We start from the raw sequence: 13,313 nt of genomic DNA, 5'->3' as shown, positions 1-13,313 counted from the left end.
GCTGGGGACACCGGTCAGCGGTGTCGGAGAGGGAGGTGCGGGCCCGCGCTCAGTGCGCGCGGCAACACAGACGGTCGAAGGCGTGCGCCTGCCGGGACGGCCAGAACGGCTCAAGGTCGCTGCGACCTGTCGCGATGTCTGTAAGGCTGGCCATGGGGCTATTGAACCAGACGGTCACTGATCTGTCTTTCACACCCCGGCCCGTGGTGACGCGATCCCGCCGGGCCCCCGCCCCGCCGGCCGCCACGCAGGTGCCGGGAGTGCCCCGACTGCCCTCCCGTGCACCGGAGTTGCGGACGGGACCGGCCCGGTGACGTCCCGCTCGGTGGCCGGAATTCGCCCCCGTACGGGGGTCCCCGCGGCTCCCATGGCCACTCCGAGCGCCAGCGCCGTCAGATGCCCGACGTCGGTGAACGTCCGGCCGCGGCGGACCACCGGCACCGCGCCCAGCGCCAGCAGCCCACCGGTCGCCGCCGCCCGCGCCCCACGGTGCGGCACCGAGGCGGCCAGCGCGCCGAGGGTGGCGTAGAAGCCGTAGCTCGCCCCGACGTCCACGGCGTGCGCGGTGCCGGCCCCGCCGGCCGCCTCCAGCTCCGGCGCCGGCCGCGCGGCTGCCCGCCGTGCCCACCGGCGCCCGTGCAGGCCGGCATAGACCAGCAGGCTCGCGCCGACGTGCCCGGCCGCGAACACCGCCGCCGCGCGCCCGGTGCCCCACCGCGCCTCGGCCGTCCCGAGCGCCGCCAGCAGTGCCACCCCGTACGCCGCCGGCAGCGGCTCCTCCACGAAGGCCGCGCTGGTGGCCAGCGTGCCCCACCGTCCGGCGCGCAGATTGGCGACGTTGGTGGAGTGCGCCCGCAGCAACTCCGCACGCCGTGGCACCGGCAGCCGGGCGGTGGCATACGCCCCGCACTGCAGCGCCCCCACGTACAACGGCGCCATCCAGGGCAGTCCCCCGCTCCACGATCCGCTCCGCACCCCGCGTCCCCCTCCGCTCCCGGTCCTGCCGTCCCCCCGCCCCGACGGCGAGCGCAAGCACGGGTCCAGCGTGCCATCCGTCACCGACGACCGGCCCGGCCGCCCGGCCCGCGCCCGCCCACCGGGATGCCGCCCGGACATGCGGAAGGGGCCGGACCCGCCGGTCCGGCCCCGCTCCACCCCTCCGCTCCGGCGGGCGGTCGGTCACGCCTGGGCGCGCCGCTCCAGCTCCGTGCAGCAGGTGTCCACGATCAGCCGGGTCACCACGTAGGGGTCCACGTTGGCGTTCGGCCGCCGGTCCTCGATGTAGCCCTTCTTCTCGACCTCGACCTGCCACGGGATGCGCACCGAGGCGCCGCGGTCCGAGGCGCCGTAGGAGTACGCGTCCCAGGGCGCGGTCTCGTGGTCGCCGGTCAGCCGCTCCTCGATGCCGGTGCCGTACTGGCGGACGTGCTCCAGCGGCTTGTCACCCTCGCCCAGCGCCTCGCAGGCGGTGATGATCGGGTCGTAGCCCTCGCGCATCGCGCGGGTGGAGAAGTTGGTGTGCGCGCCCGCGCCGTTCCAGTCGCCCTTGGCCGGCTTGGCGTCCAGGGAGGCGGTGACGCCGTACTCCTCGGCCGTGCGGTGCAGCAGCCAGCGCGCCACCCACAGGTGGTCGGAGACCTCCAGCGGGGCCAGCGCGCCCACCTGGAACTCCCACTGGCCCGGCATCACCTCGGCGTTGATGCCGGACAGCCCGAGGCCGGCCGCCAGGCAGCGGTCGAGGTGCTGCTCGACGATCTCCCGGCCGAAGATCTCGCCGGCGCCGACGCCGCAGTAGTAGCCGCCCTGGGGAGCGGGGAAGCCGCCGCCCTCGGGGAAGCCCAGCGGGCGGTCGCCCTTGAGGAAGGTGTACTCCTGCTCGATGCCGAAGATCGGCTCCTGGCCGGCGAACTGCTCGGCCACCGGGCGCAGCAGGGCCCGGGTGTTGGAGGAGTGCGGGGTCAGGTCGGTGTTGAGCACCTCGCACAGCACCAGCAGGTGGTCGCCGCCGCGGATCGGGTCCGGGCAGCTGAAGACCGGGTCGAGCACGAGGTCGGAGGAGTGGCCTTCGGCCTGGCTGGTGCTGGACCCGTCGAAGCCCCACCGCGGCAGCGAGCTGCTGTCCGTCAGGATCTTGGTCTTGGAGCGGAGCTTGGCGGTCGGCTGGGTGCCGTCGATCCAGATGTACTCGGCCTTGATGGTCACGGGGTCCTCTTATACGGGTCGGTGCGGGTACGCGTGCGGGGCGTACTGGAGCACTCTCGCAACAGGCCGTTTCCCGTCCGTTGCCCGTATGTGAACCGCAGGTTACCCAGTCGGACATCCTCTGATTCTGCGACTATTCGCCACGAAACGCCTGGCATTCCATGACCGCGGTGCGCGGTCATGCTCCCGCAGTCACCCTCGAACCTCAAGTGCCGTATCCGGCCGGACAGTTCGGCGGCGCCGCCGCCCGTGGTGGCCGCGACACCCCCCGCACGGCCGTATCCGTTTTCTGCCACCCCTCATAACCCCAAGTGCATATCCACATGGCGCATTTGGTCGTGGAAGGCATGACCGACCCCGCCTAACGTCACAACCGACCGGCACCCCGTGTGCCGCCTTCCCGGAGGAGCCCACCATGACCGCCGCGCCCACCGACGCCCCGCCCTTCACCAGTTACGTCGACACCCTCCTCACCGTCCTCGCCCGCGACCCCGACCGCCCCGTCGTCACCACGGCCGACGGCCAGGACGTCACGGCCGGCACCCTGCACGCCGCCGTCCACCGCATGGCCGCCGTCCTGCGCACCCACGGCGTCGATCGCGGCCGAACCGTCTCCGTCCTCAGCCGCAACCGCCCCGAGGCGCTCGCCGCCCGTTACGCCGTCAACCTCCTCGGCGCGCGGGTGGTCCTGCTCTACGAGGGGATGGCCGCCGAAACCCTGTCCCGGATGGTCGAGAGCGCGGAGACCGTCCTCCTCCTGGTCGACCCCGACCTGCACGACACCGCGCGCGCCCTCCTGGACGGCTGCACCGGCTCCCGCCCCGAGGCGATGACCTTCGGCCCGCCCCCCGGCGCCGCCGCCCCGCTCGGCCCCGACCTGCTCGCCGCCGGTGCCGCCCTCCCCGCCACCCCGACCGTCCCCGGCGCGGTCCGCCCCGAGGACGACTGGTGCATCCGGCACACCGGCGGAACGACCGGCATCCCCAAGGGCGTGCGGATGACGCACGGCCCGTTCGCCGGGATGCTCGGCCAGCTCGCCGGCGGCGCCGGCGGCGAGCCGCCCCGTCTCCTGGCCTGCACCTCGCTGGCCCACATGGCGGGCATCATGGCCGACGTCACCCTCGTGGCCGGCGGCAGCGTCGTCCTCCACCGGGACTTCGACCCCACCGCCGTCCTGGCCACCATCGCCCGCGAACGCATCACCCAGCTCTGGCTGCTGCCGCCGCTCCTCTACCGCCTCCTGGACGACCCCACCCTCCCCGCCACCGACCTCGGCTCCCTCACCCGCATCGTCTACGGGGGCTGCACCGCCTCCGCGCCCCGGATGCGCCAGGCGGCCGAGGTCTTCGGGCTGGTCCTCTACGGGTGCTACGGCCAGTCCGAGGCGATGGCGATCACCGAGGCCGGCCCCGCCGACCACGCCGACATCCGCATCGACGCCCCGATGACCGTCGGCCGTCCGATGCCCGGCGTGACCCTCGCCATCCGCGACGCCGAGGGCCGCGACCTGCCGCCGGGGGAGCCGGGCGAGGTCCACGTCCACTCCGCCGGCGCGATGCGCGGCTACTGGAAGCGCCCCGACCTCACCGCCCAGGTCCTCCGCGACGGCTGGGTGCACACCGGTGACGTCGGCTACCTGGACACCGACGGCCGCCTCTACCTCGTCGACCGCCTCAAGGACGTGATCATCGTCGTCGGCGGCCATGTCCACCCCTCCGAGCTCGAAGACCTCCTCCACACCCATCCCGCCGTCGCCCACGCCGCCGCCTACGGCGTCCGCACCCCCGACGAAACCGAGGAGGTGCACCTCGCCGTCGTCCCCGCCCCCGGCCACGCGGCCGACGAGGTCTCCCTCACCGCCCTGCGCACCTTCATCACCGCCCACAAGGGCGCCCTCTACGCCCCCGCCGCCGTCCACCTCATCGACGCCATCCCGCTCACCCCCGTCGGCAAGCCCGACAAGAAGCTCCTTCGCGCCCGCCCCGTTCCCACCCCCTGAACCGGGCGTCGGACCACCCCCTCCGGCCGCGTCCCGAAACCCCCGCCCGCACACCGGCAAATCCCCCCTGGCCAGGGCCTTTTGTCAGTGCCCGGCAGTAAAATGGGAACCAGTAAGTGAGGGTTCACCAAAGCTCCAGGAGGTCCGCCCGATGGCTGCTGCCACGCTCATGACGAAACCCCTCCCGGCCCACCCGCTGCCCAAGAAACCGCTCCCCGCCGGATGGCCCCGCGAGCGGTACGAATCCCACAACCGCCGCCTGAAGGCCATGCGCCTGGCCATAGCCCTGCTCGACACCGGCGTCTACCGCCCCGAGCACGCCACCAACACCAAGATCCGCACCACCGCCCTCGCCATCGGCGTCCACCGCCCCTCCGACACCACCTGCCGCCTGGTCCGCGCCCTGATCTACGACAACTGCTGACCCGCTCGCCCGGTTGCCCCGACGGCCGGCCCGGAACGCCACGCGCCCCGGGCCGGCGCACGTCGGCCCCGGCCCCGCGGCCGCCTCCGGGCGGCGGCGGTGGGGCAGCGGGGCGGTCTCCACCCGTGCAGCGATGCGGAGTTCGAGACTCCGCGGCAGGAAGGATGCGGAGGAAGCGCGGAATCCGGTGCCGCGGCCCGTGCCGTGGACTACCTTTCCCCCGTGGATCAGCTGATTTCCTCAGACCCGACGCACATAGGTCCGTACCGCCTGATCGCCCGGCTGGGCGCCGGCGGTATGGGACTGGTCTATCTGGGCCGTTCCGAGGTCGGGCGGACCGTCGCGGTGAAGGTCGTCCAGGCCGAGCACGCACAACACCCGGAGTTCCGCCGCCGCTTCGCCCGCGAGGTGGCGGCCGCCCGGAAGGTGGGCGGCTCCTGGACGGCGGCCGTGCTCGACGCCGACACCGAGGCCGCGGTCCCCTGGGTGGCGACCCAGTACATCCCCGGGCCCGACCTGACCACCGTGGTGGCGCACGACTTCGGGCCGCTGCCCGAGCGCTCCGTGCGGGTGCTGGCCAACCGCCTCGCCCTCGCCCTGCAGGCGGTGCACGGGGCGGGCCTGATCCACCGGGACCTCAAACCGTCCAACGTCCTGGTGACGGTGGACGGGCCGCGCGTGATCGACTTCGGTATCGCGCGGGCCATGGACAGCCTCGCCGGGGACAGCCTGCACACCCGCACCGGCATGCTGATCGGTTCCCCCGGCTTCATGTCGCCCGAGCAGGTGCGCGGCCTCGAACTCACCCCCGCCAGCGATGTGTTCTGCCTGGGCGCCGTCCTCGTCTACGCCGCCACCGGCCGCCTGCTCTTCGGCGCCACGGAGACCGGGCTGAACGCCCACCTCTTCCGGATCGCCGAGGAGGAGCCGGACCTGACCGGCGTCCCCGAGCCGCTGCTCGATCTCGTCCGCGCGTGCCTCGACAAGGACCCGGCCGCGCGGCCCACCCTCCAGCAGGTCGCGGCCCGCACGGCGGCGGACGCGGACACCGACCGGGGCACGGGCCCGGACGGGGAATGGCTGCCGGGCACGGTACTGGCCCAACTCGGCCGGCACGCCGCGCAGTTGCTGGACTTCGCCCCCGAGGCGGCTGCCGCCCCCGCCGCCGCACCGGTGCCCCCACCGCCCGTGTACGCACCCACGGCCCCGGCGCACGCCGTCCCCCCACAGGGTTTCGGGCCACCCCCGGGCATGGCCCCCCAGGCGTGGCCCGTACCGCCCTCCCCGCCCCCCGCCCATGACCCGTCGCTGCCGCACCGCATGCGCTGGTGGGGCCTGGTGGTGGTCGGCCTCGTACAGCTCCTCGTGCTGCTCGACGCGACGTCCCTGCGGATGGCGGCGCCGACGATCATGGCCGATCTGCACCTCCGCGCCGACGACCTGAACGGGCTGTTCGCCGGCTATGGACTCGCCTTCGGCGGGCTGCTGCTGCTCGGCGGCCAGCTCGCCGACCTGGTGGGCCGCAAACGGATGCTGATCATCGGCCTGGCCGGCTTCGCGGTGGCCGGCGTCGTCGGCGGCCTGGCCGCCACCTCCGGCATGCTGCTCTCGGCCCGCGCCCTGCAGGGCGTCTTCGCCGCGCTGCTGTCGCCGGCCGCACTGGCCCTGGTGTCCGCCGACTTCCCCGAGCCGAAGGCCCGCGGCAGGGCCTTCGGGATCTACGCCGCGATCGCCGTCGGCGGCTCGACGGCGAGCCTGCTCGTCGGCGGCTGGCTGGTGGAATTCCTGAGCTGGCGCTGGTGCCTGCTCATCGACGTCCCGCTCGCCCTGATCGCCGTGCTCGGTGTGGCCACCGTGGTCCACGACCGCCCGGTCCGCACCGGCCCCCGCTTCGACGCGCCGGGCCTGCTGCTCGGCTCCGGCGGGATCGCCGCCCTCGTCTACGGCTTCCAGCAGACCGGCTCGCGCGGCTGGGCCGACCTCCTGGTGCTGGCGCTGTTCGCGCTCGGCGTCGCCCTGCTGATCGCCTTCTTCTGGTGGCAGACCAGGGCGGACACCCCGCTCCTTCCGCCGTACGCCCTCGGGGACCGCGACCGCGTCGGCTCCTTCGCCACCTTGTTCCTGGCCGGCGCCGGCACGCTGGCCCTCCTCCCGACCCTGACGGCGTACCTGGAGAACGTCCGCGGCTACTCCCCGATGGGCACCGCCCTGGCGATCCTGCCCACGGCCGTCGCGGTCGTCATCGGCGCCACCCAGGTCTCCGCCCGTCTGCTGCACCGCATCGCGCCGCGCATCCTGATCGTGCCGGGCCTGCTGCTCACCGCGCTCGGCCTGGCGCTGCTGACCTTCCTCACGTCCGACAGCCAGTACGCCGCCCTGGTCCTGCCCGGCATGGTCCTCGCCGGCCTGGGCCTCGGCACGGCCCTGACGCCGCTCCTCTCCCTCGCCACGGCCGGCCTCGCCGCGCCGGACGCGGGCGGGGGCGCGGCAGTGGCCGGCGCGGCCAACCAGGTGGGCGGGGTGCTCGGCGCGGCGCTGTTCGGCAGCGTGCTGTCCTCGGCCATCGCCGCCCGCATGGAACGGGTGCCCGGCCTCGGGCCGAACTTCGCCGAAGCGGCCCGGAGCGGCCGGCTCCTCAACCCGCGAGGGGTTCCGCCGCAGTTGGCGGAGTACCTCACCCATGCAACGCTGGGCGGCTACGCCACCGCCCTGTGGTGGTCGGTCGGCATCACCCTGCTCGCCGGCCTGGCCGCCGCCCTCCTGATCAGGTCCGCCGCCCCCGCACTCCCCGCACCGCCCCTCCCCGCCTACGCCCAGCGGGCCACCCCCTGACCCTGCCCACGAGACCGGCCGCCGGCCGCGCCTTCCTTGAGGGGAAGGACGCTGCCGCCAACCGGAGCACGCCTGCCGAAGCGCCACCCTGGGCAAACTACGCGCCGCGAAGCCCTGGCGGACCGACCTCGACGAGGCCCTCGCCGACATGCGGCGCCGGGCGACCGGCGTCCAGGGCGACCCGGCGGACCTCGCCTCGCTCCTGCACGACCACCTCATCGATCAGCACCGGATCCGCGCCGACGTCGTCCTGTACGGCGCCGTGCTCGCGCGAGGCGGTCGCTTCATTGACAACGACAACGTCTTCAGGATCGCGTGACGTCGTGTCGGAATGGAGGCAGTGCCGTCTCTCGGTGCGTTTCACCTGATCGCGATTACATGGTGGGTCGTCGAGCGACTTCTCTTCTGGCCGTAAATGTATGGACCGGCGGCCGTGCCAGCTGTCGGCATCCAGTCCCTCAGGACTTCGAATCAGCCGAAATGTGTGGGTCACAGCACGTCGGCCATGCCCGCCCGTGACGATGTGCTCAGTGCACCGAAGGGGCGGGAGGACAAGTGGCCAAGCAAGTCAAGTGCGGATCGACCAAGACCGCGACCGGCAAGCCGTGTCAGAACCCTGCGATGATCGGCTATTCGCGCTGCCAGCTCCACCGAGGTGAGTGGACGCCGCGGCAGAAGAGGAAGACCAAGAAGCGCTGACCACGCCCGGGCCCGGCCGCCAAGTGCGCTGGCAGTTGGGCCCAGTTCGCGTACCCATGTGACCGAGGCCCTGGAGTGAGAGTGAGGCACTCGGTGCTGCTCGCCCCCCCCGCAGGGTGGCGCGGGGCCGACATTCCGACTCGGTGCCCACCGCATGCCCGCGCGGTCTTCCACGCCGCTACCGACGGAAATCACGACGCGTTTTCCGGCTCAATAGCCACTTTGCTCAATAGCCACTTTGACGTTGAGGGAAAACGCGAGGGGGGGTTGCTCCCGTCGGTCTCGGACGGAAGCAACCACCCCAGGCTTCTCGGCTACTGCCCGCCGAGGTCGAGAGCTACTTTTTAGATGTCGAAGTACAGCTCGAACTCGTGCGGGTGCGGGCGGAGCTGGATCGGGGCGATTTCGTTGGTGCGCTTGTAGTCGATCCAGGTCTCGATCAGGTCGGAGGTGAAGACGCCGCCCTGCTGCAGGTACTCGTTGTCGTCTTCGAGGGCGTTGAGGACCGCAGGGAGGGAGGTCGGGACCTGCGGGACGCCGGCGTGCTCCTCCGGCGCGAGCTCGTAGAGGTCCTTGTCGATCGGCTCGGCGGGCTCGATCTTGTTCTTGACGCCGTCGAGGCCGGCCAGGAGGAGGGCCGAGAAGGCGAGGTAGGGGTTCGACGACGGGTCCGGGGCGCGGAACTCGACGCGCTTGGCCTTCGGGTTGGAGCCCGTGATCGGGATGCGCATGGCGGCGGAGCGGTTGCGCTGCGAGTAGACCAGGTTGACCGGGGCCTCGAAGCCCGGGACCAGGCGGTGGTAGGAGTTCACGGTGGGGTTGGTGAACGCCAGCAGCGACGGGGCGTGCTTGAGGATGCCGCCGATGTAGTAGCGGGCGGTGTCCGAGAGGCCCGCGTAGCCCTGCTCGTCGTAGAAGAGCGGCTGGCCGCCCTGCCACAGCGACTGGTGGACATGCATGCCGGAGCCGTTGTCACCGAAGATCGGCTTGGGCATGAAGGTGGCGGTCTTGCCGTTGCGCCAGGCGACGTTCTTCACGATGTACTTGAAGAGCATCAGGTCGTCGGCGGCGGCGAGCAGGGTGTTGAACTTGTAGTTGATCTCCGCCTGGCCGGCGGTGCCGACCTCGTGGTGCTGGCGCTCGACCTGGAGGCCGGACTTCTCCAGCTCCAGGGAGATCTCGGCGCGCAGGTCGGCGAAGTGGTCGACCGGCGGGGCCGGGAAGTAGCCGCCCTTGTAACGGACCTTGTAGCCGCGGTTGTCCTCGCGGGCGCCGGTGTTCCAGGCGCCGGCCTCGGAGTCGATGTGGTAGAAGCCCTGGTTCGCGGAGGTCTCGAAGCGGACCGAGTCGAAGACGTAGAACTCCGCCTCGGGGCCGAAGTACGCGGTGTCCGCGATGCCGGTGGAGGCGAGGTAAGCCTCGGCCTTCTTGGCGATGTTGCGCGGGTCGCGGCTGTACTGCTCGCCCGTGATCGGGTCGTGGATGAAGAAGTTGATGTTGAGGTGCTTCTCCTGGCGGAACGGGTCCAGGCGGGCCGTCGACAGGTCCGGGCGCAGCGCCATGTCCGACTCGTGGATCGCCTGGAAGCCGCGGATCGACGAACCGTCGAACGCCAGCTCCTCGTCCGGGTCGAACGCCGCAGCGGGGATCGTGAAGTGCTGCATCACGCCCGGCAGATCGCAGAAACGGACGTCGACGAACTTCACGTCCTCATCCGCGATGAACTTCTTCGCGTCGTCGGCGTTCTGGAACATCCAACTCCTCCTAGCCCGGTCACCGCTCGGCGGATGCGGGGTTGCGACTCGGAGCGCGTCCATGTGCGGTGGCGCGCTTGCCCGACCATAGGCAGGCGGGATTTCCCAAGCATGACCCATTTGTTTCGCCGAGGTTAACCGGCGCGCTGTCGGCCTCACCCCCCAGTGTGCGCCCACGGGCCGGGGGCGGGGAGCGGCGGGGACGAGGGTTGGGGGCGGTGCGGCGACGAGGCGCGCTCTCCCCAGGAGCGGGGAGGGAGGGGCGGCCCCTGGGGGCGGTGCGGGAACCCGCTGCCGGGGGAACGTATGCGGTCGCAGTACCGTGGACGGGTGGACAACAGGCAAGCAATCGGATCGTGGATCTCCGGGCCCCGTGCGGCAGCCGAGGACATGGGCGTCGAATTCGGCTACCGCGGGCAGCGGCTCGGGCTGCCCGAGGAAGGCCCGGGCTCGATTGCGCGGGTCGGCCGCCGCTTCGGCGCGCTCTTCATCGACTGGGCGCTGTGCCTGCTCATCGCCTACGGGCTGCTCAGCGGCGGCAAGGCGCAGTCGGCGAGCAACTGGGCACTGCTGGTCTTCGCGGTGATGAGCGTGCTGACCGTCGGCACGGTCGGCTGCACCCCCGGCAAGCGGCTGCTCGGTCTGCGGGTGGTCGCCGAGGGCGGTGGCCGGATCACCCTGCCGCGGGTGGTGCTGCGGACGCTGCTGCTGGTGCTGGTCATCCCGGCGGTGATCTGGGACCGCGACGGCCGAGGGCTGCACGACCGGCTCGCCCGCGCGGTCGAGGTGCGGATCTGATCCGTGGCGTGGATCTGATCCGTGGTGCGGATCTGACCTCCGTCGCGGTCGCGCGGAGCCGCTCGCGTCGCGCGGAGCCGTTCGCCGTGATGCGGAGCTGAGCTGAGCTGATCCGGTGGGTGCTCCCGTGTCGCTCGTCGCCGTTTCTGCCTGTCGACGGTCATCGGCTGTGCGCGCCCCCACGCCCCCTCATGTCAGCCCCACGCCCCCATGCGTCTGACGCCCGCCGGCCACCGCGTGCGGCAGGGCGGAACGCAAACAAGCGAAGAAGGCGCAGCGAAGCGGCGAAGAGACACGGACGCAGGCGCAGGCGAAGACGACGACGCCCCGAGGCCAAGCCCCGGGGCGTCGTCGTCTGTGCCGTGCCGTACAGGCCGTCGGCGGTCAGCGCGTCTTGCCGCCGCCCTTGGGCATCCGCATGCCCTTGGGCATCGGGCCCTTCGGCAGCGTTCCCCGAGGTGGCTTATGTGTTCACTCTGCGCGTGTAGCCACTGACCTGGGGGATGGCTGGGGAGGCCGACGCACGTCGGCCCGAGCTCGACGAGTACTGGTTCCGGGAGCGCTGGCAGGACGCTGTCGACGAGACCGAGGACTGCCGCTGGCCCCGTGCTTCGACTGCGGCGTCTGCCCGCGGTTCGACACATGGCCACAACTGGGCCAGAGCGGCAAGAAGCTCCCGCCGCTGACCGTGAACAAGCCCGCGAACAGAGGGGACGAAGGGTGGAGCCCCTTGTGGCACTTCGGGGCGGTCGCTGTTCGTCCCTCATACGGTCGGCTTTCCTCGACCGGCTGGCTCTGCGGCGTTCTGGGCGTAAGGCACAAGGCCATCCTCCGCGATCGAGGCCCCGAACTTGGGGGCGGGCTGCCGCAGAAGTCCGGATGGTCGATCATCTGGCCCTCGTAGCGACTCGCAAGCACTGCCCGCGGGGTGGCGTCGCCTTGCTTTCCGAAGTGGTTTGCCGGCTGATCCGACGGTTCGGCGCGACGCACCCGTTTGGTAGTAGTCAAGGTGCGCCTCACCTTCCAACGGGATTTAGTTGCGGCGAACGGCCGACGCGCGGCCTGACCGAAGGGACTCACCATGCCTGAATACACCGTGCGTGTCACGATCGACAAGGATTCCATCAAGGAGATGGACAAGTACACCCTTTACGGGTTCAAGGCAGTGAGGACGTCAGGCGATGCTGAGCCTGTCGTGTGGTTCGCGGACAACTCCTACACCACGGACACCGATATCGCTTGGCATACGGAGTACCAGGCGTACGCGTCTCCCTACGCCCAAACAGGCCCGATCAGCACGTACCACCCCGAGGATATTCAATTGGGGGAGACCTTCGTCGTCGAAAGTAAAAAGTGTCTGGGCAGGGTAGACGGGAAGCCGGACCCTACGAAACCCATCACCGTGACAAACAGGGTCCCCGAGACGAAGTTCAGAGTGGGAATCGCGCAGAAGCCATCGATCAGCGAGGAATTCCGCCCCCTTTGCACATCGACGATGATTGCGGATGGGACGAACGCCTTCTCGCCGGTCGAGAAGGTGCTGCTCATTTTTGCGACGGCCGAAATCGACGAAGGTGCTGTCATCACGCGAGCCTTCTCGGCCGGTGTGTTGATCGACCTGACCGGCGCCGCTAAGAGGAGCGTCACGTTCAGTACGCAAAAGTCGTGGGGCTGGGCGAAAGATGCAAAGTGGGCGGAGAAGATCACGCAAGATGATCCGATCACCAAACACTTGATTTCCGCAAAACAGCAAAAAATGCTGATGCATGCCTAGTTGCGTCTCTCCGGCGCCACGCTACTCCTTCTCGACGTGGCAGTGGCGCCGGAGCTGGGCAGTCGTGAGAGGGATGTGGCCATGGCTGAGTACGAACTGACCTTGTTTGTTGACACCAGTACCGCTGTCTCCGGAGGTAAGTGGCCCAAGCTCTACGGGTTTAAGGCGGCAGGGGATAACCACCCGCAGAGTAAGCCACTCGTCTGGTTTGGTACCGACGAATACGCAACCAAAACTTCAATCAAGTGGGATACCCGGTGCTGGGTATACGTCGCCAATCCTCGCCGCGATAAGGAACCACTAACTTCGTACAGTCCACGCGAACTCCGATGTGGGCAGCAGTTCTTAGTTGATTCAGTAAAGGGGACTGGGGAGGAGCTGAAGTACGAGGACCCTACGCACATGGCCGTAATCAACAAATCAGGGAAGGGGCTCCGGACGGGTCTGGCTGGGGAGGTCTCGGTGGCCGGTGTCCCCGTGGAGACATCCCCCTACTGTGAGAACCCCCTGGTGAAGGGTGCGATGACTACTTTCAAGCCCGTAGAGAAGGTGATTCTTTTCATCGCCCAATCAAGCGGCGAAGAAGCTGAAATCAAGAAAGGGATTGTCGTTGAAAATGCACTGTCGAGCGGTGTGGTGATCGACGCGGCTGCCGCTGTTCGTGACGAAGAGGACATGAAAGTGCATTTCAACGAGAAAAAGGGAATCTGGCGCTGGCCTGAGGGGGCGGCTTGGGCACGCAGCATCGGGCAGGGGGATGACCTCACCAACTTCATCCATTCCTAGCGTCCGAGTGAAGTCGCACTACCAGTGTCGGTGGATCAAAACTCC

General features: G+C 70.3%; 10 protein-coding genes. 7 read left to right on the top strand and 3 right to left on the bottom strand.

From position 1 onward, the window contains the following. Window positions 1-189 precede the first annotated feature (189 nt). Window positions 190-939: a rhomboid-like protein gene (locus JNO44_RS14430; RefSeq protein ID WP_240167537.1), complete on the bottom strand. Its 750-nt coding sequence runs from the start codon at window positions 937-939 to the stop codon at window positions 190-192. Window positions 940-1,179: 240 nt separating this feature from the next. Beyond that, window positions 1,180-2,202: a glutamine synthetase gene (glnII, locus tag JNO44_RS14425; RefSeq protein ID WP_205364462.1), complete on the bottom strand. Its 1,023-nt coding sequence runs from the start codon at window positions 2,200-2,202 to the stop codon at window positions 1,180-1,182. A 415-nt stretch (window positions 2,203-2,617) separates the two neighbouring features. Between glnII and JNO44_RS14420 the strand changes: the two genes are divergently transcribed. From JNO44_RS14420 to JNO44_RS14400, 4 genes are all read left to right on the top strand, one after another. Then, window positions 2,618-4,201, top strand: a complete 1,584-nt coding sequence (locus tag JNO44_RS14420) for an AMP-binding protein (protein ID WP_205364461.1) — start codon at window positions 2,618-2,620, stop codon at window positions 4,199-4,201. Between the two features lie 151 nt (window positions 4,202-4,352). Then, window positions 4,353-4,625 (top strand): hypothetical protein, encoded by a 273-nt coding sequence (locus JNO44_RS14415; RefSeq protein WP_039637183.1) that lies wholly within the window; start codon window positions 4,353-4,355, stop codon window positions 4,623-4,625. A 222-nt stretch (window positions 4,626-4,847) separates the two neighbouring features. Then, on the top strand, window positions 4,848-7,457 hold the full coding sequence (locus JNO44_RS43410) for an MFS transporter (RefSeq protein WP_240167536.1): 2,610 nt from the start codon (window positions 4,848-4,850) through the stop codon (window positions 7,455-7,457). Between the two features lie 148 nt (window positions 7,458-7,605). After that, window positions 7,606-7,776 (top strand): hypothetical protein, encoded by a 171-nt coding sequence (locus JNO44_RS14400; protein ID WP_205364460.1) that lies wholly within the window; start codon window positions 7,606-7,608, stop codon window positions 7,774-7,776. Window positions 7,777-8,500: 724 nt separating this feature from the next. On the opposite strand, the gene glnA is transcribed toward JNO44_RS14400, so the two are convergent. Further along, complete coding sequence (glnA, locus tag JNO44_RS14395; protein WP_039637185.1) at window positions 8,501-9,910, bottom strand: type I glutamate--ammonia ligase; 1,410 nt, start codon at window positions 9,908-9,910, stop codon at window positions 8,501-8,503. A 330-nt stretch (window positions 9,911-10,240) separates the two neighbouring features. Here glnA and JNO44_RS14390 point away from each other — a divergent pair, with 330 nt between their 5' ends. From JNO44_RS14390 to JNO44_RS14380, 3 genes are all read left to right on the top strand, one after another. Continuing rightward, on the top strand, window positions 10,241-10,708 hold the full coding sequence (locus tag JNO44_RS14390; protein WP_180990153.1) for an RDD family protein: 468 nt from the start codon (window positions 10,241-10,243) through the stop codon (window positions 10,706-10,708). A gap of 1,081 nt (window positions 10,709-11,789) precedes the next feature. After that, complete coding sequence (locus JNO44_RS14385) at window positions 11,790-12,482, top strand: hypothetical protein (RefSeq protein ID WP_205364458.1); 693 nt, start codon at window positions 11,790-11,792, stop codon at window positions 12,480-12,482. An 81-nt stretch (window positions 12,483-12,563) separates the two neighbouring features. Continuing rightward, the gene (locus JNO44_RS14380; protein WP_205364457.1) at window positions 12,564-13,268 is read left to right on the top strand and encodes a hypothetical protein; all 705 of its coding nucleotides are present in this window, start codon (window positions 12,564-12,566) and stop codon (window positions 13,266-13,268) included. Window positions 13,269-13,313: the final 45 nt, after the last annotated feature.

The sequence above is a fragment of the Streptomyces noursei genome (assembly GCF_016917755.1).
GTDB classification, from domain to species: domain Bacteria; phylum Actinomycetota; class Actinomycetes; order Streptomycetales; family Streptomycetaceae; genus Streptomyces; species Streptomyces yunnanensis.
This window is presented reverse-complemented; position numbering and strand designations above follow the sequence as displayed.

What these genes read in the sequence shown, in the direction of transcription:
- JNO44_RS14430 (WP_240167537.1), bottom strand. Translation starts at nt 939, where the DNA reads ATGGCGCCGTTGTACGTGGGGGCGCTGCAGTGCGGGGCGTATGCCACC.
- JNO44_RS14420 (WP_205364461.1), top strand. Translation starts at nt 2,618, where the DNA reads ATGACCGCCGCGCCCACCGACGCCCCGCCCTTCACCAGTTACGTCGAC.
- JNO44_RS14415 (WP_039637183.1), top strand. Translation starts at nt 4,353, where the DNA reads ATGGCTGCTGCCACGCTCATGACGAAACCCCTCCCGGCCCACCCGCTG.
- JNO44_RS14400 (WP_205364460.1), top strand. Translation starts at nt 7,606, where the DNA reads ATGCGGCGCCGGGCGACCGGCGTCCAGGGCGACCCGGCGGACCTCGCC.
- glnA (WP_039637185.1), bottom strand. Translation starts at nt 9,910, where the DNA reads ATGTTCCAGAACGCCGACGACGCGAAGAAGTTCATCGCGGATGAGGAC.
- JNO44_RS14385 (WP_205364458.1), top strand. Translation starts at nt 11,790, where the DNA reads ATGCCTGAATACACCGTGCGTGTCACGATCGACAAGGATTCCATCAAG.
- JNO44_RS14380 (WP_205364457.1), top strand. Translation starts at nt 12,564, where the DNA reads ATGGCTGAGTACGAACTGACCTTGTTTGTTGACACCAGTACCGCTGTC.